25 protein-coding genes and 1 tRNA gene are annotated in these 25638 nt (G+C 64.9%); 14 read left to right on the plus strand and 12 right to left on the minus strand.

The features are described 5' to 3' along the window. The first annotated feature begins 28 nt into the window (after positions 1–28). Both GRI62_RS04820 and GRI62_RS04825 read left to right on the plus strand, forming a co-directional pair. Positions 29–439, plus strand: coding sequence for an EVE domain-containing protein (locus GRI62_RS04820; protein ID WP_131452253.1), 411 nt, complete (start codon positions 29–31; stop codon positions 437–439). A gap of 84 nt (positions 440–523) precedes the next feature. After that, positions 524–694: a CsbD family protein gene (locus GRI62_RS04825; RefSeq protein ID WP_131452254.1), complete on the plus strand. Its 171-nt coding sequence runs from the start codon at positions 524–526 to the stop codon at positions 692–694. Between the two features lie 81 nt (positions 695–775). Here GRI62_RS04825 and GRI62_RS04830 read toward each other — a convergent pair whose 3' ends face one another. Beyond that, the gene (locus GRI62_RS04830) at positions 776–2431 is read right to left on the minus strand and encodes a thiamine pyrophosphate-binding protein (protein WP_131452255.1); all 1656 of its coding nucleotides are present in this window, start codon (positions 2429–2431) and stop codon (positions 776–778) included. A 123-nt stretch (positions 2432–2554) separates the two neighbouring features. On the opposite strand from GRI62_RS04830, the gene GRI62_RS04835 reads away from it, so the two are divergent. Continuing rightward, positions 2555–2758, plus strand: coding sequence for a hypothetical protein (locus GRI62_RS04835; protein WP_131452256.1), 204 nt, complete (start codon positions 2555–2557; stop codon positions 2756–2758). Here GRI62_RS04835 and GRI62_RS04840 read toward each other — a convergent pair. After that, on the minus strand, positions 2746–4098 hold the full coding sequence (locus GRI62_RS04840) for an MFS transporter (RefSeq protein ID WP_131452257.1): 1353 nt from the start codon (positions 4096–4098) through the stop codon (positions 2746–2748). The genes GRI62_RS04835 and GRI62_RS04840 overlap by 13 nt on opposite strands. Positions 4099–4217: 119 nt before the next feature. Here GRI62_RS04840 and pgsA point away from each other — a divergent pair, with 119 nt between their 5' ends. Beyond that, positions 4218–4811, plus strand: a complete 594-nt coding sequence (pgsA, locus tag GRI62_RS04845; protein WP_131453775.1) for a CDP-diacylglycerol--glycerol-3-phosphate 3-phosphatidyltransferase — start codon at positions 4218–4220, stop codon at positions 4809–4811. A gap of 15 nt (positions 4812–4826) precedes the next feature. On the opposite strand, the gene GRI62_RS04850 is transcribed toward pgsA, so the two are convergent. The 3 genes from GRI62_RS04850 to rnd are packed head-to-tail and all read right to left on the minus strand — an operon-like array spanning position 4827 to position 8187. Next, positions 4827–5975 (minus strand): serine hydrolase, encoded by a 1149-nt coding sequence (locus GRI62_RS04850; protein ID WP_234032754.1) that lies wholly within the window; start codon positions 5973–5975, stop codon positions 4827–4829. A gap of 39 nt (positions 5976–6014) precedes the next feature. Beyond that, entirely contained in the window at positions 6015–6911 is an 897-nt protein-coding gene (locus tag GRI62_RS04855) for a hydrogen peroxide-inducible genes activator (protein ID WP_131452259.1), read from the minus strand. A gap of 1 nt (position 6912) precedes the next feature. Beyond that, positions 6913–8187: a ribonuclease D gene (gene rnd, locus GRI62_RS04860; protein WP_131452260.1), complete on the minus strand. Its 1275-nt coding sequence runs from the start codon at positions 8185–8187 to the stop codon at positions 6913–6915. A 188-nt stretch (positions 8188–8375) separates the two neighbouring features. On the opposite strand from rnd, the gene aspS reads away from it, so the two are divergent. After that, positions 8376–10208 carry an aspartate--tRNA ligase gene (gene aspS, locus GRI62_RS04865; protein WP_131452261.1) on the plus strand — a complete coding sequence of 611 codons (1833 nt, stop codon included), beginning with the start codon at positions 8376–8378 and terminating at the stop codon, positions 10206–10208. Here the strand turns inward: aspS and GRI62_RS04870 are convergent, their stop codons facing one another. Then, the gene (locus GRI62_RS04870) at positions 10209–11216 is read right to left on the minus strand and encodes a histone deacetylase family protein (protein WP_131452262.1); all 1008 of its coding nucleotides are present in this window, start codon (positions 11214–11216) and stop codon (positions 10209–10211) included. A gap of 97 nt (positions 11217–11313) precedes the next feature. Continuing rightward, complete coding sequence (locus GRI62_RS04875) at positions 11314–11748, minus strand: ferritin-like domain-containing protein (RefSeq protein ID WP_131452263.1); 435 nt, start codon at positions 11746–11748, stop codon at positions 11314–11316. 176 nt (positions 11749–11924) lie between these two features. On the opposite strand from GRI62_RS04875, the gene GRI62_RS04880 reads away from it, so the two are divergent. From GRI62_RS04880 to GRI62_RS04900, 5 genes are all read left to right on the plus strand, one after another. Then, positions 11925–12161 carry an acyl carrier protein gene (locus tag GRI62_RS04880; protein WP_131452264.1) on the plus strand — a complete coding sequence of 79 codons (237 nt, stop codon included), beginning with the start codon at positions 11925–11927 and terminating at the stop codon, positions 12159–12161. Positions 12162–12272: 111 nt separating this feature from the next. Next, positions 12273–13535, plus strand: coding sequence for a beta-ketoacyl-ACP synthase II (fabF, locus tag GRI62_RS04885; protein WP_131452265.1), 1263 nt, complete (start codon positions 12273–12275; stop codon positions 13533–13535). 1 nt (position 13536) lies between these two features. Continuing rightward, entirely contained in the window at positions 13537–14496 is a 960-nt protein-coding gene (mltG, locus tag GRI62_RS04890) for an endolytic transglycosylase MltG (RefSeq protein ID WP_131452266.1), read from the plus strand. Next, a complete protein-coding gene (locus GRI62_RS04895) occupies positions 14493–15017 on the plus strand; it encodes a 2'-5' RNA ligase family protein (RefSeq protein ID WP_131452267.1) in 525 nt (174 codons plus the stop codon). Before mltG ends, GRI62_RS04895 begins: the two co-directional genes overlap by 4 nt. Before the next feature lie 62 nt (positions 15018–15079). Further along, a tRNA-Met gene (locus GRI62_RS04900) sits at positions 15080–15156 on the plus strand. Positions 15157–15202: 46 nt separating this feature from the next. Here the strand turns inward: GRI62_RS04900 and GRI62_RS04905 are convergent. Continuing rightward, the gene (locus GRI62_RS04905) at positions 15203–15634 is read right to left on the minus strand and encodes an MAPEG family protein (protein ID WP_131452268.1); all 432 of its coding nucleotides are present in this window, start codon (positions 15632–15634) and stop codon (positions 15203–15205) included. A gap of 90 nt (positions 15635–15724) precedes the next feature. Further along, the gene (locus GRI62_RS04910; RefSeq protein ID WP_131452269.1) at positions 15725–16684 is read right to left on the minus strand and encodes a threonine ammonia-lyase; all 960 of its coding nucleotides are present in this window, start codon (positions 16682–16684) and stop codon (positions 15725–15727) included. A 173-nt stretch (positions 16685–16857) separates the two neighbouring features. Here GRI62_RS04910 and GRI62_RS04915 point away from each other — a divergent pair, with 173 nt between their 5' ends. Further along, positions 16858–17916 carry a 1,9-bis(guanidino)-5-aza-nonane synthase gene (locus GRI62_RS04915; RefSeq protein WP_131452270.1) on the plus strand — a complete coding sequence of 353 codons (1059 nt, stop codon included), beginning with the start codon at positions 16858–16860 and terminating at the stop codon, positions 17914–17916. 193 nt (positions 17917–18109) lie between these two features. Beyond that, positions 18110–19315 carry a type III PLP-dependent enzyme gene (locus GRI62_RS04920; protein ID WP_131452271.1) on the plus strand — a complete coding sequence of 402 codons (1206 nt, stop codon included), beginning with the start codon at positions 18110–18112 and terminating at the stop codon, positions 19313–19315. Positions 19316–19353: 38 nt separating this feature from the next. On the opposite strand, the gene GRI62_RS04925 is transcribed toward GRI62_RS04920, so the two are convergent. The 3 genes from GRI62_RS04925 to murI all read right to left on the minus strand — a co-directional run bounded on the left by GRI62_RS04925 (position 19354) and on the right by murI (position 23778). Continuing rightward, entirely contained in the window at positions 19354–21555 is a 2202-nt protein-coding gene (locus tag GRI62_RS04925; protein ID WP_131452272.1) for a putative bifunctional diguanylate cyclase/phosphodiesterase, read from the minus strand. Between the two features lie 110 nt (positions 21556–21665). Further along, a complete protein-coding gene (gene hemA / locus GRI62_RS04930; protein ID WP_131452273.1) occupies positions 21666–22886 on the minus strand; it encodes a 5-aminolevulinate synthase in 1221 nt (406 codons plus the stop codon). 97 nt (positions 22887–22983) lie between these two features. After that, the gene (murI, locus tag GRI62_RS04935; protein WP_131452274.1) at positions 22984–23778 is read right to left on the minus strand and encodes a glutamate racemase; all 795 of its coding nucleotides are present in this window, start codon (positions 23776–23778) and stop codon (positions 22984–22986) included. A 132-nt stretch (positions 23779–23910) separates the two neighbouring features. Here murI and plsY point away from each other — a divergent pair, with 132 nt between their 5' ends. After that, entirely contained in the window at positions 23911–24522 is a 612-nt protein-coding gene (plsY, locus tag GRI62_RS04940; protein ID WP_131452275.1) for a glycerol-3-phosphate 1-O-acyltransferase PlsY, read from the plus strand. Then, positions 24519–25634 carry a DNA-processing protein DprA gene (gene dprA, locus GRI62_RS04945; RefSeq protein ID WP_131452276.1) on the plus strand — a complete coding sequence of 372 codons (1116 nt, stop codon included), beginning with the start codon at positions 24519–24521 and terminating at the stop codon, positions 25632–25634. Before plsY ends, dprA begins: the two co-directional genes overlap by 4 nt. Positions 25635–25638 lie beyond the last annotated feature (4 nt).

The following is a 25638-nucleotide window of genomic DNA, read 5'->3' on the forward strand; positions in this document are numbered from 1 at the left end:
GGCGAGGCGCCAAATCAAGGAGGACCGTTTGCCCAACCACTGGCTGATCAAGACCGAACCGTTCAAATATGCGTGGGACGATCTCGTCGCGGACGGCGAAACCGTATGGGACGGGGTGCGCAATCACCGGGCGGCGAACAATCTGCGCGCGATGGCGAAGGGCGATCCATTATTTTGGTATCATTCGCGCGAGGGGCTGGAGATCGTCGCGATTGCCGAGGTAAGCGAGGCTGGCCTGCTCGACCCGACAGATGCGGACGGCAAGTGGCCCACCGTCAAGGTCCGTCCGGTGAAAAAGCTGGCCCGGCCCGTGACATTAAAAGAGATCAAGGCCGAGCCGGCGCTTGAGGGGATCGAACTCGTTCGCCTTTCGCGCCTTTCGGTGGCCAAGATTACCGACAGCGAATGGAAGCACATTCTCGCCATGTCGGAGCGTTGAGCGCGGAACTTTTACAACCGACATAGATTGGTTTGGTAAGAGGCCAGCGGACGTCGCGGGCCACCAGACCAAGGAGATTTTCCCATGGGTGAGTTCACCGAAAAGGTAAAAGGCAACGCCAACGAAGCCATCGGCAAGGTAAAGCAGCAGTCGGGCAACCCCGAAACGCGCGCCGAAGGCAAGGGTCAGGAAACCAAGGGCGAGGCCCAGCAGTTGAAGGGCGAAGTCGAAGGCAAGCTCGGCAACGACATCTGAGCAATGCTTCGACTTAGTCGGCCGTTGCTTGCGACGGTATGACAGCGAGAAGGGCCACCATCGCGGTGGCCCTTTTTGTATCTAGCGAGATCGCAAGGCGCTGATGGTCGCTCCGGCAGCGCTCAATTGCTCTATATCGGTAATGCAATGGATCAGCCGAATGCCCGTGCGATCCAGCGCGTCGGACAGGGCCGCGTCGAATCCGGCGTTATCGTCAACCCTGATACCCCAGCCGCCGAAGCTCCGGGCCATCATGGCAAAATCGGGATTGGCAAGGTGGGTGCTGGAGACGCGACCCGGATATTCCCGCTCCTGGTGCATGCGGATCGTGCCGTAGGTCGAATTGTCGAAAACGATCACGATCAGGTCGAGCCCGTATTGCGCCGCGGTGGCCAATTCCTGGCCGTTCATCAGGAAATCCCCGTCGCCGGCTGCCGCCACCACGGTTCGATCCGGAAAACGCTTCGCCGCCGCGACGGCGGCGGGCACGCCATACCCCATCGCTCCCGCCGTCGGCGCCAGTTGTGACGGGTAACCGGCATAGCGCCAGTAGCGGTGCCACCAGCCCGCGAAGTTGCCCGCGCCGTTGCACACGATCGCATCCTCGGGCAGCAGCCGCCGCGCCGTGGCCATGGCCAGCGCCAGATCCAGCGGGAAGTGCGCGTCCTCGCGCGGGGTGGACCATTCCAGCCACTCACGATGCGCCTCGGCCCCGCTGTCGAAATCGATGACCTCGCTATCATCCCACAAAGCCGCGCTCTCGGCGAATTCGGCCATGTCCGCGCAGATGGCAAGATCGGTGCGATAGACCCGGCCAAGCTCCTGCGGATCGGGGTGGACGTGGACGACGACCTGGTTCGGATGATCGGGGGTGACCAAGGCATAACCGTCGGTCGTCGCCTCGCCCAGCCGCGCGCCCACCACCAGCAGCAGGTCGGCGGCCCTAACCCGTTCGGCCAATTTCGGATTGGGCCCATACCCCAGGTTCCCGGCATAGACGCTGCTGGTCGTCGGCACTGCGTCCTGCCGGCGGAAAGCCGTGGCGACGGGCAGGCCCAGGCGCTCGGCAAATTCGGTGAAGTAGTGGCGCGACCGCTCGTTCCATCCGGCCCCACCGACGATGGCGAGCGGGGCGGCAGCGTCACCGATCAGATGCATCATCGCGGCCATCGCATCGGGGCAGGGGGCCTGAGCCGGCCTTGTCACGGCCGGGCGCAGGGGGGCGCCGATGCCGGTTTCATGCAGCATGTCCTCGGGCAGGGCGAGCACCACCGGGCCGGGTCGTCCCGACAGCGCCACCGACCAGGCGCGGGCGACATATTCCGGGATGCGCGCGGCATCGTCGATCCGGGCAGACCACTTGGCGATGGGGGCGAAGAAAGCGGGAAAGTCGATCTCCTGAAACCCCTCGCGGTCGCGCATGCCGCGGTCGACGTCACCGATGAACAGCACCATTGGCTGTGAATCCTGCATGGCCACGTGGACGCCGATGCTGGCGTTCGTGGCGCCGGGGCCGCGGGTAACAAAGGCGACGCCGGGTCGGCCCGTCATGGCGCCATCGGCACAAGCCATGAACGCGACGCCGCCTTCCTGCCTGCACGTTACCATGTCGATCCCCTCGCAGTCGGCAAGCGCGTCCAGCACGGGCAGGAAGCTTTCGCCGGGAACGGTGAAGATGCGATCGCAGCCCTGTTCCAGGAGACAATCGACGAGCAGGCGGGAGGCGGTTCGGGTCATGCCTTGCCGTAGCCTTGCCATATGAAACCGGCAACTATCCGGGGATGGCGCAAACCGTCCCGCCTGTGGACACGGATGGGGAGGGCATGGATCAAATCCTTACCAAAACGTTAAGATCACATCATGAGACGCGCACTTGTCCTGACCGATGAATCGGCCCGCCACCCCTTCCGGGCCTCGCTCCCGCCCCATGTCGTCCTGCGGGCGAACGAGGTGGAGCGCACGGTGCCCTGGCGGCTGAAGCTGCGCCTTACGCGGCAGGAAGCCGAAAGCGTGCTGGCAACATACGCCGCCGGTTTCGTCGGCACGCTCGCCTACTTCTCGTGAACATGCCCGCCGGGTAGCGGCAACGGGTTCTCGCCCGCTGCCGACAATTCGGCCAAGTGCAGGCGTCGGCCGAGCCAAGCCGAAACAAGGCACATGCCGGCGCTCAGCAACACCTGCTCTGCCAGCGGCACGCCCGCGGCGCTAAGGCCAAGGGCCAGTAGCGAACCCACCACCATCGCGCCCGAATTGACGATGTTGTTCGCCGCCACTGCCCGGCTCGCCTGGTGCGGGGGCACCTTCGTGGTCAGAAAGGCGTAGAGCGGAACCACGAACATGCCGCCGAAGATGGCGATCAGCAGCAGACTGCCCAGCACCGCCCAGGCGAGCGGGTGCGACAGGAACGTGGGCACATCCATCAGGGCGGTATCGTCGAGCGTGGCGTTCCACGCGCGGCAGACGAAGTAGAACAGCGCCACCATCGCCCCCATCATCAGCACAGACACAGGCGAGTAGCGCGCCGAAACGCGGCCCTTCAGCAGCATGTTCACCGCGACCGAGCCAACCGCCACGCCGATGGAGAAGAACACCAGGAACAGGCTGGCGACCTCCTTGCTCGCCAGCAGCACGTTCTTGGCGAGCGGCGGGAACTGGATGAACAATACGCTGCCGATGGTCCAGAAGAAGCTGATGGCGAGGATCGCGTAGAACACCTCGCGATTGTGCGCCACGTCGCGGATCAGCCGCCACGATGACGTTATCGGGTTCCAGTCGATCGGTTCCGGATCCCCCATCGGCGGGGCAGGGGGCACCTGCCTGCTGACGAGGTAACCCAGAACCGCAAAGCCGATGATGCAGATCGCGGCGTGTTCGACATAGAGAAATCCGGCCAGGATAGTGCCGGCCATGATGGCAAGATAGGTGCCGGCCTCCACCAGTCCGGTGCCCGCCAGCACCTCGTCCTTCTCCAGGTGCTGGGGCAGGATGGCGTACTTGATCGGGCCGAAGAAGGTGGAATGCACCCCCATGGCAAACAGCGCCAGCATGAGCAGCGGGATGGCAAAGGCATCCACCGCGACCCCGCGCCAGGCGAGGAACAGGCCGAAGGCGCCGACCGCCATGATGCCGATTTCCGCCAGTTTCACCCTGCGGATGATTGCCGCCTTGTCGCGCAGGTCGGCCAGCTGTCCGGCGATGGCTGACAGCAGGAAGAACGGCAGGATGAACACCGCCGACGCAGCGCCCGAAAACAGCGTTTCCGTATCGGCGGAATCGTAAACGGTATAGACGACAAACAGGACCATCGCGGTCTTGTAGAGGTTGTCGTTAAACGCATTCAGCAACTGGGTGACGAACAGTGGCAGGAAGCGTCGCTGTTTGAGCAGATGGGTCGACGTGAACATGAAAATCTGGCGCGACGCCTTTTGTGCAACCCCGGGGCAAGGGCTGCGGCTTATCCCTTATCGCAGAGCCACGCCACGCTTTTTCCGGCGCCGATGTTGAGCTAGGGGTGATGGCGACCATGTGGACCTTGCCCAACATCCTCACCCTCAGCCGCATCGTCGCGCTGCCGCTGCTCGCTTACCTGCTGTGGTGGCCGGGGTGGGAGCTGGGCTACCTGCTGGCCTTTGCCCTCTACTGCGCGATGGGGATTACCGATTATTTCGACGGGGTCTTCGCGCGGTCGAGCGGCGCTGTATCAAGGCTGGGTATCTTCCTCGATCCCATCGCCGACAAGATCATGGTGGCCACGGTTATCCTGGTGCTGGCGGCGCAGAACATCCTGCGCGGGCCCTATGTCGGCGACATGCATGTCATCGCCGGGCTCGTCATCCTTATCCGCGAGATCGCCGTATCGGGCCTGCGCGAATTTCTTGGTGGCATCCAGGTCAGTGTGCCGGTCAGCCAGCTGGCCAAGTGGAAGACGACGTTCCAGCTCGTCGCGCTGGGATCGCTGATCCTGGGAGAGGGGCTCCCCGGCTGGACCATGCCGCTTGGCGATATCGCCGCCAACGTGCCCCACACGGTGGGACTTATCACGCTTTGGTGCGCGGCGATCCTGACGCTGATCACCGGGTGGGATTACCTGCGCGTGGGCCTGAAACACATGGACTAGGGGGTGCAGCGGCGGTCAGCCGCGGGTGCGCAGGCTTTCATCGGCGCGCAGGGTGGCGTCGTAATCCTCCACCGCGCGGGTGACCGCCTGCATCATCGCCATGCTTTGCGGCACACCCTTGCGCGTTTCGCCGATCATCACCGCGACGGCATAGGCCCGTCCGTCCGGGGCGAACAACAGGGCGACGTCGTTGTAGCCCGATTGGCGGCCATCGTAATACTGCCCGGTTCCGGTCTTGTGGGCGATGCTCCAGCCGGTGCCGACGCCGCCTTTCAACCGTCGCGGCCCGCTGTGCGTTTCGCGCAGTATTGCGATCATCCGCTCGGTCGAGGCCGGGGAGAGCAGATCGCCGCGTGCCAGCCGGGCCAGCGCGGTGGCAATGGCGCGGGGGGTGGCACCGTCGACCGGATCGGCAAGATAACTTTCGAACGCGCGCTTGCGGGCGGCGGCGGGCACGGCATCGCGTGCATCGAAAAAGCCCTGCCGGGTAGAGGCCCATTCCTGCTGCCACTGGAGCCCGGCAATGCCGCTCTGCAGCAGCCGTTCGCCAGGGCCGAAGCGGACGTTGGCAATGGCCTTCTCACGCAGCATCGCGCGGACAGCGTCGGGTCCGCCCACGGTCCACAACAGGGCGTCGTTGGCGGTATTGTCACTGCGGGTGAGGGCGCGGGTCAACAGGTCGAGCGGGTCTGTGGCGAGCGAACCCGTGCGCAGCACCTGTTCGCGGAGCGGCTGGTGGAAGACGGTGAGATCCTCCGGCTCGATAACGACCCGCTTGCCCAGCGTCAGGCGCCCGCGGTCGACCTGATCGAGCGCGGTCAGCGCCACCCACAGTTTGGACACGCTCTGTTGCGGCAGCATTTTGCGGTCGTTGATACCAGTCGTCCAGCCACTGTCCACGTCGACCACCGCAATGCCCATCGTGCCGCCGAAGTCGCTGGCGATCGTGCCGAGCAGCGCGGTAAGTTCGGACCGGGCCGAGGTTACGGACGCAGCGACCGGTTCTGGCTCTGGCTGGGCGGGGGCAGGGGATGCCTTGAGATTGGCGGCATCCTCGTCGGCGGAGACCACGGCGGACGGTCGCCCCTCCTGTTCGGGTTGCCCGCAGGCGGCAAGCGCGGCGAGGGGCACTAGGGCGGCGATGGTTCGGAAAACTGCTGTCACACCGGACTCAATGGGTGAAACCGCTGAAATATCCGAGGATCATCCTGCGCGCAGTTCCTCGGCCAGCAACCGGAACTCGTCGCCGCGCGGGCTGTTGGGGCGCCAGACAAGGGCAATCTCCCGGCTGGTCTTGCCGCCCTTCAGCGGCCGCGCGACCACGTCGGTATCGTTCAATATCCCCGCATCGATAGCCATCTGCGGCAGCATGGTGAGGCCCAGCCCGTTATCGACCATTTGCACCAGCGTATGCAGGCTGGTGCCGATCATGGTCGCAGAGGCGCGCAATTCAGGGCGGTTGCAGGCGGCCAGCGCGTGTTCCTTCAGGCAGTGTCCGTCCTCCAGCAGCAACAGGCGCGTTTCGTCGATCATGGCCGGCACCACCTCGTCAGGCGGGTCACGCGGATCGTCCTTGGGAAAGGCGACGAGCAGATCGTCGCTGGCGATCGTCGCCTTGTACACCTCACCGGTGGCGTAGGGCAGGGCGAGAAGCACGCAATCGGCCCGCCCGTGATGCAGCGATTCGATGGCGTGGATGCTGGTCTCCTCGCGCAGGAACAGCTTCAGTTGCGGTCGCTCGCGGCGCAGGCGCGGCAGGATGCGGGGCAGCAGAAAGGGCGCGATGGTCGGGATCACGCTCATCCGTAGCTCGCCCGACAAGGGCTTACCAGCGGCCTGCACCAGCGCCGAAAGCTCTTCCGCCTCGCGCAGCAGGCGGTGCGCCTTGTCGACGACGCTGTTGCCGAGCGGGGTGAACCGCACCACCCGCCGGCTGCGCTCCACCAGGGTCACGCCAAGCAGCGACTCCAGTTCGCGAATGCCCGACGACAGGGTGGACTGGGACACGAAGGCGGCTTCCGCCGCGCGTCCGAAATGCCCGTGCTCGTGCAAGGCCACAAGGTATTGCAACTGCTTGATGGTGGGGAGGTAGGTGCTCACCTCACCCGGCCGCCTCCGAAGCCTCCGCCACCCCAGGTTCTGCCACCTCGGCTGCCGCTTCCGCCGCCGCAGCGTCTGCCGCGTCGGCGGCCTCGGCCATGTCGGCGCGAACCTGGTCGATATGCGCCATCTTCAGGCGCCCCCGCTCCACCGCGAAGGCCAGCTTGCCTTCCACCAGTTCCAGCGCGTCCTTGCCGAACACGTCGTAGCGCCAGCCTTCGAGGATGGGCAGCTTGCGCACGCCCGCGGCCAGCGCCTCCAGTTCATCGGAACGGGTGAGCAGGCGGCTGGCGACATCGATCTCGCGGCTGCGAATCTTGAGCAGCAGCTTGAGCAGGTCGGCCACCAGCACGCCTTCCTTGCCCAGCGGCGCACCGCGCTTGGGCTTGTCGGGCATTTCCTCCTCGCTGAGCGGTTCGGAAGTCTTTAGCGTCTTCATCAACCGCTTGCCGATGTCGTTGTCACGCCACGCCTGGCTCAGGCCGCGCACCTTGGCGAGATCTTCCTGCTTCTTGGGTGGGTGGCTGGCGATGTCGGACAGCGTCTCGTCACGCACGATGCGGCCGCGGGGAATATCCTTGTCCTGGGCCTCCTGCTCGCGCCAGGCCGCCAGATCGCGCAGGCGGCCAAGCACCGCCGGATTGCGCCCCGGCGCGCGGATGCGCCGCCATGCCTCTCCGGGGTTGTTGGCGTAGTTGGCCGGGTCCGCCAGCTTCTCCATCTCCGCGTCCAGCCAGCTACCGCGCCCGGTCTTGATCAGCTTCTTCAGCAGGCGGGGAAAGATCCTGGCGAGATCGGTGACATCGCCGATGGCATATTCGATCTGCCGTTCGGTCAGCGGGCGGCGGCTCCAGTCGGTGAAGCGCGCGCCCTTGTCGATGGTCTTGCCCAGCCAGCTTTCCACCAGGTTGGCATAGCCGATCTGTTCGGACTGGCTGACCGCCATCATGGCGATCTGCGTGTCGAAGATGGGGTAGGGCGTCTTGCCGGTGAAATTGTAGACGATCTCCACATCCTGTCCGCCAGCGTGGAAGACCTTCAGCACCTCGTCGTTGTCGGTCAGCAGTTGCCACAGCGGCGCAAGGTCGATGCCGCTGGCTAGGGGATCGACGGCGGCGGCCTCTTCCGCGTTGCCGATCTGGATCAGGCACAGCAGCGGGTAGAACGTGTTCTCGCGCATGAATTCGGTGTCGACGCAGACGAATTCGGACTTCGCGAGCCGTTCGCACAAATCTGCGAGATCGGCGGACTTGGTAATCAGGGGATGGATCTGCATTGTGGTCTTTTCGTCTGGTGGCCGGTGCACCGGCCTGCGCAAGTTGCCTCGCATGAAGGCCATGCCGGACGCAAATCTTGACAAAGCGCCGTGCATATCCTGTTAGCGCGCGCGACGGGTGCAAGCCTGCCGCAGTGCTTCTGCCGCGCGCCTTAGCGCCTTAACCCGCGAATTGAAAAGAGTCCTCCATGCACGCCTATCGCACCCATACTTGTGCCCAGCTAACGACAGCCGATGTCGGCCAGGGCGTCCGCCTGTCTGGCTGGGTGCATCGCAAGCGTGACCATGGCGGTGTCCTGTTCGTGGACCTGCGCGACCATTACGGCATCACCCAGGTGGTGGCCGACGAGGACAGCCCGGCACTCCCCCTGCTCGATTCGCTGCGGCTGGAAAGCGTCGTCACCATCGACGGCGAGGTAAAGGCGCGCGATGCGGCGGCGGTGAACGCCAACCTGCCCACCGGCGGGATCGAGGTGTTCGCCCGCGCCGTAACGGTGCAGAGCAAGGCCGACGATCTGCCGCTGATCGTCAACAGCGCCGAGGACTATCCGGAAGAAACCCGCCTCAAGTATCGCTTCGTCGACCTGCGGCGCGAACGGCCCCACGCCAACATCATGTTGCGCAACCGGGTCATCACCAGCCTGCGCCGCCGGATGACCGACCAGGGCTTCTCGGAATTCCAGACCCCGATCCTGGGTGCGTCCAGCCCCGAGGGCGCGCGCGATTACCTAGTGCCCAGCCGCCTCCATCCGGGCCGCTTCTACGCGCTGCCGCAGGCACCGCAGATGTTCAAGCAGCTGCTGATGGTGGCAGGCTTCGACCGCTATTTCCAGATCGCCCCATGCTTCCGCGACGAGGACCTGCGCGCCGACCGCAGCCCCGAATTCTACCAGCTCGATTTCGAGATGAGCTTCGTGACGCAGGACGACGTGTTCGACGCCATCGAGCCCGTGCTGGCGGGTGTGTTCGAGGAGTTCTCGGGCGGCAAGTCGGTTACCCCTGCGGGCGAGTTTCCCCGCATCCCCTATGCCGAGACGATGCTGAAGTACGGCACCGACAAGCCCGACCTGCGCAACCCGCTCGTCATCACCGACGTGACCGATCACTTCACCACCTCGGGCTTCGGCCTGTTCGAAAAGATCGTCGGCGGCGGCGGGCGCGTGCGGGTGATCCCGGCGCCGGCCACGCACGAGAAGAGTCGCAAGTTCTTCGACGAGATGAACGACTGGGCGCGCAAGGAAGGCTTCGCCGGGCTCGGCTACGTCACCCGCAAGGGCGGGGAGTTCGGCGGCCCCATCGCCAAGAACCACGGGACCGAAGGCATGGAGGCGCTTTACGCCGAGCTTGGCCTCGGTGAGAACGACGGCCTGTTCTTCGCCGCGGGCAAGGAAAAGGACGCCGCCAAGCTGGCCGGTGCCGCGCGCACCAGGGTGGGCGAGGAGCTTGGGCTGATCGAACAGGACTGCTTCAAGTTCTGCTGGATCGTCGATTTTCCCATGTTCGAATACGACGAGGACCAGAAGAAGGTCGACTTCAGCCACAACCCGTTCTCGATGCCACAGGGCGAGCTTGAGGCGCTGGAAACGCAGGATCCGCTGACCATCAAGGCGTGGCAATACGATATCGTGTGCAACGGCTACGAACTCAGCTCGGGTGCGATCCGGAACCACAAGCCGGAAATCATGTACAAGGCCTTTGAGATCGCCGGTTACAGCCGCGCCGATGTCGACGCGAATTTCTCCGGCATGATCGAGGCGTTCAAGCTCGGCGCCCCGCCGCACGGCGGCTCGGCCCCCGGCATCGACCGCATCGTCATGCTGCTGGCGGACGAGCCCAATATCCGCGAGGTCATCGCCTTTCCGCTCAACCAGCGCGCGCAGGATCTCATGATGGGCGCACCCTCGGTGGTCAGTCCGCGCCAGCTGCGCGATGTGCACATCCGCCTGTCGGGTGACGCGCTGGAAACGCAGGCAGCTGCAAGCGACGCGGACAAGACGCGCGTCGACCAGGCTGGCGAGTAGCTAGCTTTCCAGCCCGCCAAGGAAGGCGGCGAGGTTCGCACCCAGCGAATCGACGGCGTAGCCGCCTTCCATGATTCCCACCACGGGTAGCCGCGCCGCCGCAATCGCCGCGCCAAGACTTTGCATGTCGGGCGTGGTGAGCTGGAAATGGCTGATCGGATCGCCGGCAAACGTATCCGCGCCGTAGGAGACGACCAGCTGGTCCGCTCCCCATGCGGCGATGCCTTCGAGCGCCTTGCCAAGGGCCCGCTCGTATTCCGCCCAGCGCGTGCCGCGCGGCAGCGGCAGGTTCAGCGTCGCGCCTTGGCCTGGGCCTTCTCCCCGCTCGTCGGCATGGCCCCAGAAGAACGGGAAGTCCGTCGCCGGATCGGCGTGGATCGAGGCGAAGAAGACGTCGCCGGACTCGTAGAAAATGTCCTGCGTCCCGTTGCCGTGATGGTAGTCGACGTCGAGCACGGCGACCTTCCGGCCCGCGTCCGCCAGTGCCCGCGCCGCGATGGCCGATGCGTTGAGATAGCAATACCCGCCGCAATAATCCGCGCCCGCGTGGTGCCCGGGCGGACGGGTGAGGGCGAAGGCGCGAGGCTCGCCCTCCAACACCGCAGCAACCGCGCCCAGTGCGGCCTGGGCGCTGGCGTAGGTGGCATCCCAGGTGCCTGCCGCGATGGGGGTGACGACGTCGGCACTGAACCGACCGAGCTTTGCATCAATCCGGTCGAGCACCAGCGCACGGCGGCGCGATACGGGAAAGGCATAGCCGAGCGCATCGCCCTCCCGCCCGGCGGCGACCCATTGTGTGTAGGCGGTTTGCAGGAATTCGACGTAGGATGGCTCGTGGACGGCCAGCACGCTACCCAGTCCACGGTCCGTCGGTTCCTCGACCGGGCCCACGGCCGCCAGCATCGCGGTCACACGGGCAGGCGTTTCAGCAAACGCGGCCCAGTCACCATTGTGAAATTCGCGGCGGGGCGCGTGGCCCGATTGCCTGTGGGAATGAAAGATTCTCATGCCCCGCTTCTAGGCCGCCAGTCCTGCAAGGCCATGCAAAAAGGGCGCGGCTCCTGTCAGAACCGCGCCCCTCGTAGCGTGCGATGAAGCGGAAAGCTTAGTCGTACTGCTTCTCGATCGAGTTGCCGAACTGCTCACCTTCGCAGATTTCGGCGTAAACCTGCTGGATCACGGCGCGCGATTGCGGATCCAGATCGTCGTCCTTCAGCGCGGCGTCGAACTTGCCCTTGAGGTAATCTTCGCCTTCCTCGACACGCTCGGCCGCGGCCTCGTCGCTGTTTTCGAACGCATCGGTGATGCTCAGCCACATCTGGTGCAGTTCACCCGTCATGGTGCCCTTGGTCACCATTTCACCGCCCTGGCGCTCTACCTCGGCGTTGAGGGTGGCAACGGTCTGCTGGCGCTTTTCGGCGCGCTGCATCAGCGCTTGCTTGAGCTGGGGATTGGTCGCCTTCTCGGCAGCCTTGCGGTAACCTTCGACGGAATCGAAGGCGGTATCGGTAAGGGTCTTGAGTACGGTACTGGCAGACATCAAGGTTTCTCCAATGGATCAGGATGTTGCCGGATGAATGAACGAAACCGCCGATGTATCCTGCAATTCGCCGGCGCATCATGGCGGCGACAACGAAAAAGGGCGGGGCACTTGCGCGCCGCGCCGGCGTTCACTAGGGCAAAAGCAACTGATCACCCCAAGAGGAAGACGGATTTATGAGCGATATTGCCGCACGCGTGAAGAAGATCGTGGTCGAGCATCTCGGCGTCGAGGAAGACAAGGTCACTCCCGATGCGAGCTTCATCGACGATCTGGGCGCCGATTCCCTCGACATCGTCGAGCTGGTAATGGCCTTCGAGGAAGAGTTCGGCGTGGAAATCCCCGACGATGCCGCCGAGAAGATCAACACCGTGGGCGATGCCAACAAGTACATCGAAGAAAACGCCGGCTAATCCGGCAGTCCCTGTCCGTAATGCGGCCCGCCGGATGCGGACGGGGATGAAAGGCTCGGCCAGATGGCTGGGCCTTTCTTGCAAGAACACCGCACGAAAGAGGATGTGACTATGCGGCGTGTCGTCGTAACCGGACTTGGCCTCGTCACCCCGCTGGGCGCTGACGTGGAAACCGTTTGGACAAACCTGATCGCGGGCGAAAGCGGGATCGACACGATCACCCGTTTCGACACCACGGGGCAGAAAGCCACCATCGCTGGCGAGGTGAAGGCCAAGGATCATCCCTGGGGCTTCGATCCTGACAAGCGCGTGGACCACAAGGTGCAGCGCCAGGTCGATCCGTTCATCGTCTACGCCATCGACGCCGCCGGACAGGCGCTGGAAGACGCCGGCCTCACCGACATGGACGAGGACACGAAACTGCGTGCGGGCGTCTCCATCGGTTCGGGCATCGGCGGATTGCCGGGTATCGAGAGCGAATCGCTGGTGCTGGCCAACCGTGGCCCCGGCCGCGTCAGCCCGCATTTCGTGCACGGGCGCCTGATCAATCTCACCAGTGGGCAGGTGTCCATCAAGTACGGCCTGATGGGGCCGAACCATTCGGTCGTCACCGCCTGCTCGACCGGCGCGCACTCGATCGGCGATGCCGCGCGCATGATCAAGGACGACGATGCCGACATCATGCTGGCGGGCGGGGCGGAGAGCACGATCAACCCGCTGGGCGTTGCCGGATTTGCGCAGGCCAAGGCGCTCAACATGAGCATGAACGACCGGCCCAGGGAAGCGAGCCGCCCCTACGACAAGAACCGCGACGGCTTCGTCATGGGCGAAGGCGCGGGCGTCGTGGTGCTGGAGGAATACGAGCACGCCAAGGCGCGCGGTGCGAAGATCTATGCCGAGGTGGTCGGCTACGGCCTGTCGGGCGACGCCTATCACGTCACCGCACCGCACCCGGAAGGCAAGGGCGCGGAAAACGCCATGCGCATGGCCCTGCGCAAGTCCGGCCTGGAACCGTGCGACATTGATTACGTCAATGCCCACGGCACCAGCACCATGGCCGACACCATCGAACTCGCCGCGGTAAAACGCGTGCTGGGCGACGATCTGTGCGGTGCATCCATGTCCTCCACCAAGAGCGCGATCGGTCACTTGTTGGGCGGCGCGGGCGCGGTGGAGAGCATCTTCTGCATCCTCGCCATCCGCGACCAGGTGGTGCCCCCGACGCTCAACCTCACCGATCCCGACGACGGGACCGAGGGCGTCGATCTCGTCCCGCTCAAGGCGAAAAAGCGGGAGGTCAACGCGGTGCTCAACAACAGCTTCGGCTTTGGCGGCACCAACGCCAGCCTGATCATGCGGCGCGTGGTCGACTGACATGAAAAAGTTGGCCCTGGTGGGCGCGGTGGTCGTGCTGGCCATCGCGGCGTGGTTCGCTTCCGGCTGGTACGGCGGCGCGCAGGTGGACGAGGAAACCGCGTTCATCGTGCCGAACGGTGCCTCGCTCACATCGGTGGCGGGCAAGCTGGAGGAGGAGGGGCTGATCGGCTCTGCCAGCAGCTTCCTGCTGCGGGCCAAGATCCTGGGCAGCGGCGATCCGATCAAGGCCGGCGAATTCCTGCTTCCCGCAGGCGCAAGCAATGCGGCCATCCTCGATACTTTTCAGCATGGCGAGGTAATCCGCCGTTTCGTGACGATCCCCGAGGGGATGCCATCCGTGCTGGTGCACGATGCGCTGATGGCGGAGGACTTGCTCACCGGAGAAATTCCCGTTCCGGTCGAAGGGTCGGTCCTGCCCGACACCTACGATTTCGAACGCGGCGAGACCCGCGTGGCGGTGCTCGCGCGGATGCAGCGGGCGATGGACGAGGCGCTGGCAGAACTGTGGCCCAACCGCAGTGCGGACACGGTCGTCAGTTCTCCCGCAGAAGCGGTGGTGCTGGCCAGCATCGTGGAAAAGGAAACCGGCGTCCCGGAAGAACGGCGCATGGTCGCCGGGCTCTATTCCAACCGCGTGAGCAAGGGCATCATGCTGCAGGCCGACCCCACGATCATCTATCCGATTACCCGCGGGCGGCCGCTGGGTCGCCGTATCCGCCAGTCGGAGATACAGGCGATCAACGACTACAACACCTACTCCATGGTCGGGCTGCCGAGAGGACCGATCACCAATCCCGGCCGCGCCAGCATCGAAGCCGTGTTGAACCCGGCGGAGACCGACGCGGTCTACATGGTTGCCGACGGCAGCGGCGGTCATGAATTCAATTCCACGCTCGCCGGCCATAACGAGGCTGTGCAGCGCTGGTTCGCCCTGCGGCGCCAGCGCGGCGAGATGTGACCGGAACGGCGGAACGGGGTGGGGCGCTGATCCTGACGGCAGACCTGCCGCCCGATCTCCACGCCTGGGCAACGGCGCTGCGCACAGCGCATTTCCCGCCGGAACGCAATCATCTCTCAGCGCACGTCACGCTGTTCCACGCATTGCCGGAACCCTACCACGCCGAGATCGACAGGCTGCTGAAGGCCCAGACGAAGCTGGAGGCGCCGATACCCGCACGGCTCGTCGGATTGATGAGCCTGGGCGGCGGCACCGCGCTGAAGCTGGAGAGCCCGGACCTGATGGACCTGCGCCGCGATGTCGCCGAGCGTATGTTCGATCTCCTCACCGCGCAGGACCGCAACACCCCGCGCCTGCACGTCACCATCCAGAACAAGGTCTCGTCCACCAAGGCCAAGGCGTTGCAGGCCGAACTGGACGGCACGATCGCGCCGGGCGACTTCCGCTTTCTTTCCATCAGCCTCCACCGCTATCTCGGTGGGCCATGGGAGAAGCTGGCGACGTATAGGTTTCGCGGGTGACGAAACCGATTTTCCGGGTTGACCGGCGGGCCAGCCTTACCTAGTTGCGCGCCTGCCCTTGGGGCGGAGTAGCTCAGTCGGTTAGAGCGGGGGAATCATAATCCCTGTGTCGGGGGTTCGAATCCCTCCTCCGCTACCATTCCCATCCAGTGAGCAAGCCGTGTCGCACCGATGGGTGCGAGAGGTCATGCTATGGCGAGCAGCGCCAGCAGCAGTTTGACGGTCATCGCAAGCAACACCAGCGTCGACAGTGCGAACAGGGCAAAGCGCACCGGGATCGTGTTGACCACGGCCTGCCACAGCGAATGGATCACGCGGATCGCGACGTAGGCCCAGGCCAGCAGCACGTCCCCCTCGCTGGCGCCGACCAGGGCGAACATGATGGTCACCGCGTAAAACAGTGTCGGCTGTTCCAGCAGGTGGATGTAATTATGGGCCTTCCACTGGAGGGTTCCGGGCAGCACCTTGTCGAGATCCTGCCCCCGGCCGCCGCGCATCTGTTCCTTGGTGCGGCCAAGTTTCGCCAATGCGGGGAGGCGCAAAACGATCATCCAGACCAGCATGATGAGCGTCCACAAAACCAGCACGGCGGCCGGAACGAGAATGACGGTGTCCATGTCGGTAACCTGCCGCAAAACCCTTACCGCTCCAAGCACGTTCGAACGCTGGTCGCGCTTCGCGCAGGGAAGAGGTTGGAGGCGTCGAGCTCAGTTCTCGTCGCTCAGAACATCGGCATAGCTTGCAGCGTCCACGTTGCCGCCGGTCAGCATCACCACCGTTGCATCATCCACCGCGACCTTGCCAGCGAGAACCGCCGCCAGCGCAGCGGCACCGCCGGGTTCGAGGACGAGGCGCAGGTGAGCAAAGGCGAACCGCTGGGCGGCACGAATTTCCGCTTCCGACACGCGCGCCCATTCGCGGCAATGTTCTTGTAGGACGGCAAAGTTGATCGGCTGTGTCGCGAAGGTCTGCAACGCGTCGCACGCCGTGGGGGGAGGGCTCTGGCCCACGTTGCATATCTCCCCGGCCTCCAGGCTGCGGCACACGTCGTCCCAGCCTTCGGGCTCCACCGGCACGACGCTGGCATCGGGACAGGCGAGGGCGAGACCCGCAGTCAGGCCGCCGCCGCCGCAACAGGCGATGATGCGGCTGGGGGCACGCCCGACCTGTGCGTGCAGCTGTGCGGCGATCTCCACGCCGGCGCTGCCTTGTCCCTCGATCACCCAGGGGTCGCCAAAGGCGTGGGCATAGGTCGCGCCCTTTTCCTCGGCCAGGGCCTGGGCAATGGCTTCGCGGTCTTCCGTCAGCCGATCGTAGGTGACGACCACTGCGCCGTAGCCCGCGGTCCGCTCCAGCTTCACCTTTGGCGCGTCGGCAGGCATGACGATCGTTGCCGCGATGCCGAGCATCCGTGCCGCCAGCGCTACGCCTTGCGCATGGTTGCCGCTGGATACCGCGACCACGCCGCGCGCCTTTTCCTCGTCCGAAAGGTCGGTCAGTCGGTGCCAGGCGCCGCGGATCTTGAACGCGCCCATCGGTTGCAGGCACTCGGCCTTCGCCCACAGCGTGCGGCCGTCATGCACGAACGGTAGCAGCGGAGTTTCGGGGAAGTTCGCGGCGATCTTCTGGGCGGCCTGCAGCACGCCGTCGCGGGTTGGTTCTCTCATGCCGCGGGACTTACCGTGCACGGCCTCGCCCTGTCACGCGGGAAAGGTCACGCGGGAAAGGTCACGCGGGAAAGGTCACGCTGGAAAGGCGGCACTTGGCAATTGCCGGGAAATTTGGAACGGGGGCCGCGCGGTCCCGTTATTCGGGCACACCAGACAGGAAAGAGCACTTCATGACCGATTCGTCGATCAACGACACCCGCAAGGCCGAGCTTCTGAGCACGACGGTCGAGCATATCGACATCCGCGAATTCGACGCGCGGCCCATCATCGATTCGATGGGCAAGATGAGCTTCACCAGCCGCGACCTGGCCCGCGCGACCCGCATCTACAACCAGATGCTGGAAGACAAGGACTGCACGATCTTCCTCGTCATCGCCGGCTCCACCAGCGCGGGTGGCTGCATGGACCTGTATGCGGAACTGGTCCGATCGAACATGGTGGACTGCATCGTGGCGACAGGCGCCACCATCGTCGACATGGATTTCTTCGAAGGGCTGGGGCACAAGCATTACCAGGCGCTGGAGATCCCCGACGACGATACGCTGCGCTCGCTGTATATCGACCGGATCTACGATACCTACATCGATGAAGAGCAACTGCAGGATTGCGACTTCACGATCAACAAGATCGCCAACACGCTGGAACACCGGGGCTATTCCAGCCGCGAGTTCATCCGCGAAATGGGCAAGTACCTGGTCGAGCACGGCAAGAAGGACAACAGCCTCGTCAAGTTGGCCTACGAGCATGACGTGCCGATCTTCTGCCCGGCCTTCGTCGATTCGTCCGCCGGTTTCGGCCTGGTGAAGCACCAGGTCGACCAGATGGCCAAGGGCGAGAAATACATGATGATCGATGCCATCGCGGATTTCCGCGAGCTGACCGACATCAAGATCCAGTCCGGCGATTCCGGCCTGCTTATGGTGGGCGGCGGCGTGCCGAAGAACTTCATCCAGGATACCGTGGTTTGCGCCGAAATCCTGGGCCACGAGGATGTGAGCGTGCACAAGTATGCCGTCCAGATCACCGTTGCCGACGTGCGCGACGGCGCGTGTTCGTCCTCCACGCTTCAGGAAGCGGCGAGCTGGGGCAAGGTCAACACCGGTATCGAGCAGATGGTCTTTGCCGAGGCGGGCAGCGTGATGCCGTTGCTGACGAGCGATGCCTGGCACCGGCAGAACGGCGGCAAGGACCGCGAGGCGCGGCGCTGGGCGAAGCTTTTCGACAAGTAGGGCTGGTCGAAGCGGGGCTGCAATTCACGCGAAATCCGGGGCGTGAAAGCTGGCGAAAACGCGCGGCTTCACGCCCCGACCAATTTCACTTGCAGTTCATCGAATCCCTTTTATATGCGCGCTTCCGCTGCCCCATGGGACACCCTCCGCAAGGCAGTACTTGTTGGTTTTGAACCTTAGGGGGTCCCTTGAATTGCACCAGTTTCCCGACGCCAAGGCTGTAGTCCGCGCCCTCTCGCCGGACGAACCCGTCATCCTCACCCGACCGCATGCCGCGGCGCGGGCCGCCCGTTTCTTCGTCGAGAAGTTTCCGGGCAAGGCGATGTACGCGGTAAAGGCCAATCCCTCGCCCGATCTTGTCCGCATCCTGTGGGACAACGGCGTGACGCATTACGACGTCGCCTCCATCGGCGAGGTGCGCATGGTGCGCGGTCAGCTGCCCGATGCGACGCTGTGCTTCATGCACCCGGTCAAGACGCCACGCGCCATCCGCGAGGCCTATTTCCAGCACGGTGTGAAGACCTACAGCCTCGACACGATGGAGGAACTGGCCAAGATCGTCGAGGCGACCACCGACGAGGCGGGTAACGCCGCCGCCGACCTCAGCCTGCTGGTGCGCCTGCGCGTGTCGTCCGAGCATTCGGAGCTTTCGCTGGCATCCAAGTTCGGCGTCGACCTGACAGAGGCCGCGCCGCTGTTGCAGGCGACCCGCCAGCATTGCGACGCGCTGGGCATCTGCTTCCACGTCGGCAGCCAGGCGATGACGCCGTTCGCCTATGCCCAGGCGCTGGAACGCGTGCGCGCGGCCATCGCCGAGGCGGCGGTCACCGTGGACATCGTCGATGTCGGCGGCGGCTTCCCAAGCGTCTATCCGGGCCTCGAGCCGCCGGCGCTGGAAGATTACTTCGCGCTGATCCACCGTCACTTTGAGAGCCTGCCGATCAGCTATTCGGCCGAGCTGTGGGCGGAGCCGGGCCGCGCGCTGTGCGCCGAATATTCGAGCGTCGTCGTGCGCGTGGAAAAGCGCCGCGACAACGAGCTCTACATCAACGACGGCGCCTATGGCGCGCTGTTCGATGCGGCGCACGTCGCCTGGCGCTTCCCCGTGGTGGCGCTGGAGGACGACCTCATCAAGCCGCAGGCCGAGTTCGCCTTCTACGGGCCGACCTGCGACGATGCAGATTACATGAAGGGCCCCTTCATGCTGCCCGAGGACATCCAGGCCGGCGACTACATCGAGATCGGCATGCTGGGTGCCTACGGCGCGGCGATGAAGACCGATTTCAACGGCTTCGGCGCGACCGTCTCCGCCGTGGTCACTGACGAGCCGATGGCCAGCCTCTATCGCGGCGACCGCGCCGACCCGCGCTCCAGCGACAACGTGGTAAGCCTGCGCTGAGCGTTGGCGCGATCTGCTTGCGCCCGGGTGCAGGCAGATCAGTTGCGCGCGATGGTGACCTGCAGGAATTGCGGGGGGCTGGCGCTTTCGCCCAGCATCGCGGCGGGATAGTGTCCTGTCGGCAATGCCGCGAGCGGCATACCCGCGGCGGCAAGGGCATAGGGTGACACGCGGTGGCGGGTGACCAGGCCTCCGGCGCCGTCGCTAACCAGCGGAACCTCGAACTCCACGCCGATCACTGCATCCTCGCTGCGGCGCACGCGGCAGACCACCAGCTGGCCACTGCCGAGATCCAGCACGAGGCCGGTGCCCACCGGCACGCCGACGAGCCCTTCGATACGCGAACCAGTTTTCGACAAGTCGCGCATCACCGCGTCGTAGCGGTTGTCTTCATGGATCACGCCGACGCGGCGGAATACACTGCGCCGTTCAGGACGGAAGTTTTCGGGCCCGCTCGGCTCGATCTTGAAGCCGCCGTTGGCGATATATTTCAGGATGTCGGCCTGCGGGCGGGCCTTGGAGTAGATCCAGCCCTGAATGTATTCCGCGCCCTTTTCGGTCACCAGGTCGAACTGGTCGAATGCCTCGACGCCCTCCACCGTGGTGTCCATCCCCAGTGCCTTTGACAGGCCGATGATCGCGGTGATGATCTTGGCGCTGTTCTCGTTCTTCTGGGTGCAGGTGTCGACGAAGCTCTTGTCGACCTTGATCTTGTCAAACGGGGCGGACCGTAGATAGCTGAGCGACGAATATCCGGTGCCGAAATCGTCCAGAGCCAGGCGAACGCCGAGGGTCTTGAGGGCCTTGAACGTCTCGTCTGTCACGTCCGTGTCGCCCATGAACACCGTCTCGGTTAGCTCCAACTCCACCCGGTCCGGCTCTATACCGGTGTCCTCCAGGATCTGCGCGACAGTCTCCGGGAATGCCTTGTTTGCGAACTGCTTGGCTGACACGTTGATTGCGATGCGTACATTCTCCGGCCATTGCAGCGCGTCCTCGCAGGCGCGTTGCAGGGCAAAGTGGCCCAACTGGTTGATGAGATCGCTTTCCTCGGCCGCGGGGATGAACACGCCGGGGCTGACGTTGCCGCGCTCCGGATGCTCCCAGCGCATCAGCGCCTCGAAGCCTACCACCATGTTGTCCTTCGTGCGGACGACGGGCTGATAGTGCAGTTCCAGCTGATCCGAGGCCAAGGCCTCGCGTATGTCGTCCAGCAGTTCCTGCCGTTCCTGCTCCACGTCCTTGAGATCGACGGAATAGAAGCGATAGGTACCGCGTCCGCTGTTCTTGGCGGCATACAGCGCGAGATCGGCGGCGTTAATGATCTCCTCCGCTTCGACCCCATCATAGGGGGCCACGGAAATGCCCACCGACGCGCCAATGATCGCGCGCTTGCCGTCCAGCTGGTAGGGGGAGGAGACCATCTGGATGACCTTTTCAGCAAGGCTGCCCAGCTCTCCGCGGTCATCCATGTCTGGCAGGAAGATCTGGAACTCGTCGCCGCCCAGACGCCCGATCTCGCCCTTCTCGCCCAGGATGGCCTTGAGCCGGTCGGCAACCTGCCGCAGCAGGTCGTCGCCCGCCGGGTGGCCCATCGTATCGTTGACTTGCTTGAACTTGTCGAGATCCATCATCAGCAGCGCGCAGCTGCGCTTGGCCGACCTGTAGGCCGCCAGCGTGCTTTCCAGCTTGCGGTTCATCCGGTGGCGGTTGGCAAGGCCAGTGAGCGAATCGTATTCCGCCAGCCGTGAATCCTCACGGCTGCGGACATAGGCGACGGTGATGTCCTTGGCGCTGCCGCGATAGCCGGCGAACTTGCCCTCCGGCGTGAACTTGGGATGGCCCGACAGCGACCACCAGCGTTCCATGCCGGGCGTCTGTATGCGGTCACGCGTCAGCCGCACCGGCAACTCGGCCATTTTGTTGCGTGTCTTAAGCTGGAACTGGAGAGGGCGGTCGGTGCGGTCGGAGTTGTCGGGATCGATCTCGAACAGATCGGACAGCGGATTGTCCAGCAGCTGATCCAACCCACCGTCGAGGTGGTCGGAGGCGCTGGGCGAGAAATAGATGAGCCGGTCTTCCGCGTCGGTTGCCCAGATCCACGAAATGCCGGTGCGCTCGTAATCGTCCAGGACTTGCAGGCGCCGGTCGGCATCAGCCGCCGAGATCACCCGAACGCTGGTGTCTTCCTCGGCGATTCGTGTCGCCGACCTGGCACCGAAACTTTCGAGGAAACCCATAGTATCCCTTACCGCGTGTTGCCTTGTGCCGAATGCCGGCGGACTGTCAGCGGTATGGGGGATGGTTGGTTACTATCGCGCTAACAATCGACGACGCGACAGGCGGGCTTTTACGCAGCCTGGCGCAATTCCAGTTCAAGCCGGTCCCAAATCTCAACGAGTGCAGTGGTGAGTTCGACCATCATTGCCTCGGTGTGGGCAGGGCCGGGGGTGAACCGCAGGCGCTCCGTCCCGCGCGGCACGGTGGGGAAGTTGATCGGCTGCACGTAAACGCCGTACTCGGCGAGCAGGATGTCGCTGATGGTCTTGGCGCGAACCGGATCGCCCACCATCAGCGGCACGATGTGCGTAGTGGAATCCATCACCGGCAAACCGGCATCGCTGAATAGACGCTTCAGTGTGGCGGCGGCGGCCTGCTGCGCATCGCGTTCGATGCTCGACTGCTTGAGGTGGCGCACGGCGGCCAGCACACCCGCGGCCAACACGGGGCTGAGCGAGGTGGTGAAGATGAAGCCCGGCGCATAGCTGCGGATGCAGTCGATGACCTTCTGGCTGGAGGCTACGTAGCCACCCATTACGCCGAATGCCTTGCCCAGCGTTCCCTCGATAAGGTCGATGCGGTGCGCCGCCTCGTCCCGTTCGGAAATGCCGCCGCCGTGCTCGCCATACATGCCCACGGCGTGAACCTCGTCGATGTAGGTGAGGGCGTTGTAGGTTTCGGCAAGGTCGCAGATCGCATGGATGGGGGCGACGTCGCCGTCCATCGAATAGACGCTTTCAAAGGCGATGACCTTGGGGGTTTCCGCATCCTCGGCGGCCAGCAGTTCTTCCAGATGCGCAAGATCGTTGTGGCGGAAGACGCGCTTCTCGCAGCCGGAATTGCGGATGCCGGCAATCATGCTGGCATGGTTCAACTCGTCGGAAAACACCACGCAGCCCGGCAGCAGCTTGCCCAGCGTGGACAGTGTCGCATCGTTGGAGACGTAGCCGCTGGTGAACAGCAGCGCAGCTTCCTTGCCGTGCAGATCGGCCAGCTCTGCCTCCAGCTGGACGTGGTAGTGCGTGTTCCCGCCGATGTTGCGGGTGCCCCCGCTGCCGGCACCGACATCGTGCATCGCCTCTTCCATGGCGGCGATCACCTTGGGGTGCTGCCCCATCGCGAGGTAATCGTTGGAACACCACACGGTAATCGGCTTGGGACCGTTGTGGCCGGCGAAACAGCGCGCGTTGGGAAAGGCACCCTTGTTGCGCAGGATATCGATGAACACGCGGTATCGGCCTTCCTCGTGGAGGCGGTCGATGGCCTTGTCGAATACCTGGTCGTAATTCACGGGATGTGCGCGTCCGGATTGCTTCGTTTCGGTCTAGGGCGGGACTTAATCAATCGCAGGCGCAGTTTGAAGCGCGAAGTTTGCGAAGGACTCGCAACTAGAACCGGGAGATTGCGTCCAGCCCGTGTCTTGCCAGCATTGCGGCGAGGTATGGACGGTCTTCCGGTTGCGCCGTGAAGATCGCACGGTCGGGCTGGCTGCGCTCGAAAGGCTGGCCCGCGGTGAGATGAGCGATCCGGCGCGCGATGCCCGCAGCCCCGTCGACCAGCCGCACCTGCTTGCCCAGGGCCGTCTGCAATTCCTCGGCCAGCAGCGGGAAGTGCGTGCAGGCGAGCACCACGGTGTCGATTGCCTCGCCGCCCGGCTGTTCGACCAGGCCGGCAACGGCGCGGGCGATGCTGCTGGGATCGACCGGCTCCCCGCGCATCTTCGCTTCGGCCGCCAGCACCAGTTCCGGGGCGGGATGGCGCAGCAGGCGCTTGCCGGAGGCAAACCGGGCCTCCAGATCGTCGACATAGCGCTGGCGCACCGTGGCCGCCGTGCCGAGGAGACCGATGGTGCCGCTCGTGGTCATCTCGGCGGCAGGCTTGATGGCGGGCACGGTGCCCACGATGGGAACCTCCAGCACGTCGCGCACCATGCCAAGGGCGATAGTGCTGGCGGTGTTGCAGGCGATGCACACGAGGCGCGGGCGATACCGTTCGCTCATCCGCCCCAGCAATCCCGCCACCCGCGCCGCGATCTCTGCCTCGGTCTTGTCGCCATAGGGCAGGCCGGCGGTATCGGCAGCATAGATCACCGGCGCCTGCGGCAGAACCTTGCGCAGTTCGGCCAGCACGGTCAGCCCGCCGAGGCCCGAATCGAACAGCAGGATGGGGGAGGTCGGGTCCAAATCGGTCTCTTTCCGCTCACCTGCGAGCTTGTGGAAGGGGCGCTTTTGCCCTTATCGCAGCGCTATAAAACAAAGCAGTCGCCGGGCAAGCTGCCCAGCTTTGCTTCCGACATCCTCAGGCGGGGTTATGGCATGGAATCGTTGGTCGCCTTTCTGATCGGGTACCTCTCCGGGTCCATTCCCTTTGGCCTGCTGCTCGCCAGGGCCGCGGGGAAGGGCGACATCCGCCAGATCGGCAGCGGCAATATCGGCGCGACGAACGTGCTGCGCACTGGCTCCAAGAAACTGGCGGCGGCGACGCTGCTGCTCGATTTCCTGAAGGGGCTGGTGCCCGTGCTGGTCGTCGCAGCGCTGCTCGACCGCCCCCTGGCCGATGCCGCGCCCGCCTGGGGGCCGGTGCCGATGGCCGCGCTGGGGGCGGTGCTGGGGCACTGTTTCCCCGTCTGGCTGGGCTTCAGGGGCGGCAAGGGCGTGGCGACCAACGCTGGCGTCAGCTTCGGCCTCGCCTGGCCCATCGGCGTGGCCTATGCGCTGGTGTGGATTGCCGTGCTGGCGCTGGGCCGCATATCATCGGTCGCCGGGATGAGCGCGGTCGTTGCCGCCGCCGTTGCCGCCTTCGTGCTGCAATATTACGCCTTCGTGCCTGTGCTCGCGGTAATTGCCGTGTTGATCGTTTGGCTGCACCGCGCCAATATCGCCCGCCTGATGCGCGGCGAGGAACCACGGGTCGGCAAGGACAAGTGACCGCCGTCGCGTTGACCCAGGGCGAGGCGTTCGCCCGCATCCGACTGTTGCGATCGGCCAATATCGGGCCGATCAGCTACGCCCAGTTGCTCGGCCGGTTCGGCACGGCCGTCGCGGCGGTGGAGGCGCTGCCCGACCTCGCCAGCCGCGGCGCACGGCGCGATTACCGCCCTGCGCCAAGCGAACGGATAGAGCGCGAGATCGCCGCCGCGCGCAAGGCCGGTGCGCGCTACGTCTTCCACGACAGCGCTGACTATCCACGCCTGCTGGGCGAACTGGAGAGCGCGCCGCCGATCATCACGGTGCGCGGCGACATGGCGCTGGCGACGAAGCCATGCGTGGCGCTGGTCGGCGCGCGCAACGCCTCGGCCGCCGCTGTGAAGCTGGCGCGCGACCTCTCCCGCGACCTGGCCGATGGCGGCTTCACCGTGGTCAGCGGCCTGGCACGCGGCATCGACGGGGCGTGTCACGAGGGGGCCCTTCACGCGGGCGGAGGGGCAACCATCGGCGTCATCGCCAGTGGCATCGACGTGGCCTATCCCCCGCAGCACGCCGACCTGCAGGAACGCATTGCCCGCGAGGCGCTGCTGATCGCCGAGGAAGCCCCCGGCACCGAGCCGCGCGGCAGCCATTTCCCCAAGCGCAACCGCATCATCGCCGGGCTGGCGGCGGGCACGCTGGTGGTGGAAGCCGCGCCGAAATCCGGCAGCCTCATCACCGCGCGACTGGCGGGGGAGGCGGGGCGCGAGGTTATGGCCATCCCCGGCAGCCCGCTGGAGGCGCGCAGCCAGGGATGCAACCAGTTGATCCGCGAAGGCGCGGTGCTGGTGCAGAGCGCGGCGGACGTGATCGAACTGCTGTCTGCCTTCGACGGCTCGCCAGTCTCGAGTTTCCGCGAACCGGCTGCGTCGATCGACTGGTCTTTCGTGGAGGAAACCGAAAGCGAGCCCGCCGCCGTCACCGACCTGCTGACAACGGCCCCGGTCGCCGTTGACGAACTGATCCGCCAGTCCGGCGCCAGCGCCGGTGCGGTGCAGATGGCCCTGCTTGAGCTTGAAATTGCAGGCAATCTGGTGCGACACGCGGGTGGGCGGGTCTCGCTGACGCGTTGAGGCG

It is taken from the genome of Aurantiacibacter arachoides (assembly GCF_009827335.1).
GTDB classification, from domain to species: domain Bacteria; phylum Pseudomonadota; class Alphaproteobacteria; order Sphingomonadales; family Sphingomonadaceae; genus Alteraurantiacibacter; species Alteraurantiacibacter arachoides.

Excerpts from the sequence above, each read along its gene's own strand:
- GRI62_RS04825 (WP_131452254.1), top strand. The coding sequence starts at position 524 with ATGGGTGAGTTCACCGAAAAGGTAAAAGGCAACGCCAACGAAGCCATC.
- GRI62_RS04830 (WP_131452255.1), bottom strand. The coding sequence starts at position 2,431 with ATGACCCGAACCGCCTCCCGCCTGCTCGTCGATTGTCTCCTGGAACAG.
- GRI62_RS04835 (WP_131452256.1), top strand. The coding sequence starts at position 2,555 with ATGAGACGCGCACTTGTCCTGACCGATGAATCGGCCCGCCACCCCTTC.
- GRI62_RS04840 (WP_131452257.1), bottom strand. The coding sequence starts at position 4,098 with ATGTTCACGTCGACCCATCTGCTCAAACAGCGACGCTTCCTGCCACTG.
- pgsA (WP_131453775.1), top strand. The coding sequence starts at position 4,218 with ATGTGGACCTTGCCCAACATCCTCACCCTCAGCCGCATCGTCGCGCTG.
- rnd (WP_131452260.1), bottom strand. The coding sequence starts at position 8,187 with ATGCAGATCCATCCCCTGATTACCAAGTCCGCCGATCTCGCAGATTTG.
- aspS (WP_131452261.1), top strand. The coding sequence starts at position 8,376 with ATGCACGCCTATCGCACCCATACTTGTGCCCAGCTAACGACAGCCGAT.
- GRI62_RS04870 (WP_131452262.1), bottom strand. The coding sequence starts at position 11,216 with ATGAGAATCTTTCATTCCCACAGGCAATCGGGCCACGCGCCCCGCCGC.
- GRI62_RS04875 (WP_131452263.1), bottom strand. The coding sequence starts at position 11,748 with ATGTCTGCCAGTACCGTACTCAAGACCCTTACCGATACCGCCTTCGAT.
- GRI62_RS04880 (WP_131452264.1), top strand. The coding sequence starts at position 11,925 with ATGAGCGATATTGCCGCACGCGTGAAGAAGATCGTGGTCGAGCATCTC.
- fabF (WP_131452265.1), top strand. The coding sequence starts at position 12,273 with ATGCGGCGTGTCGTCGTAACCGGACTTGGCCTCGTCACCCCGCTGGGC.
- mltG (WP_131452266.1), top strand. The coding sequence starts at position 13,537 with ATGAAAAAGTTGGCCCTGGTGGGCGCGGTGGTCGTGCTGGCCATCGCG.
- GRI62_RS04905 (WP_131452268.1), bottom strand. The coding sequence starts at position 15,634 with ATGGACACCGTCATTCTCGTTCCGGCCGCCGTGCTGGTTTTGTGGACG.
- GRI62_RS04910 (WP_131452269.1), bottom strand. The coding sequence starts at position 16,684 with ATGAGAGAACCAACCCGCGACGGCGTGCTGCAGGCCGCCCAGAAGATC.
- GRI62_RS04915 (WP_131452270.1), top strand. The coding sequence starts at position 16,858 with ATGACCGATTCGTCGATCAACGACACCCGCAAGGCCGAGCTTCTGAGC.
- GRI62_RS04925 (WP_131452272.1), bottom strand. The coding sequence starts at position 21,555 with ATGGGTTTCCTCGAAAGTTTCGGTGCCAGGTCGGCGACACGAATCGCC.
- plsY (WP_131452275.1), top strand. The coding sequence starts at position 23,911 with ATGGAATCGTTGGTCGCCTTTCTGATCGGGTACCTCTCCGGGTCCATT.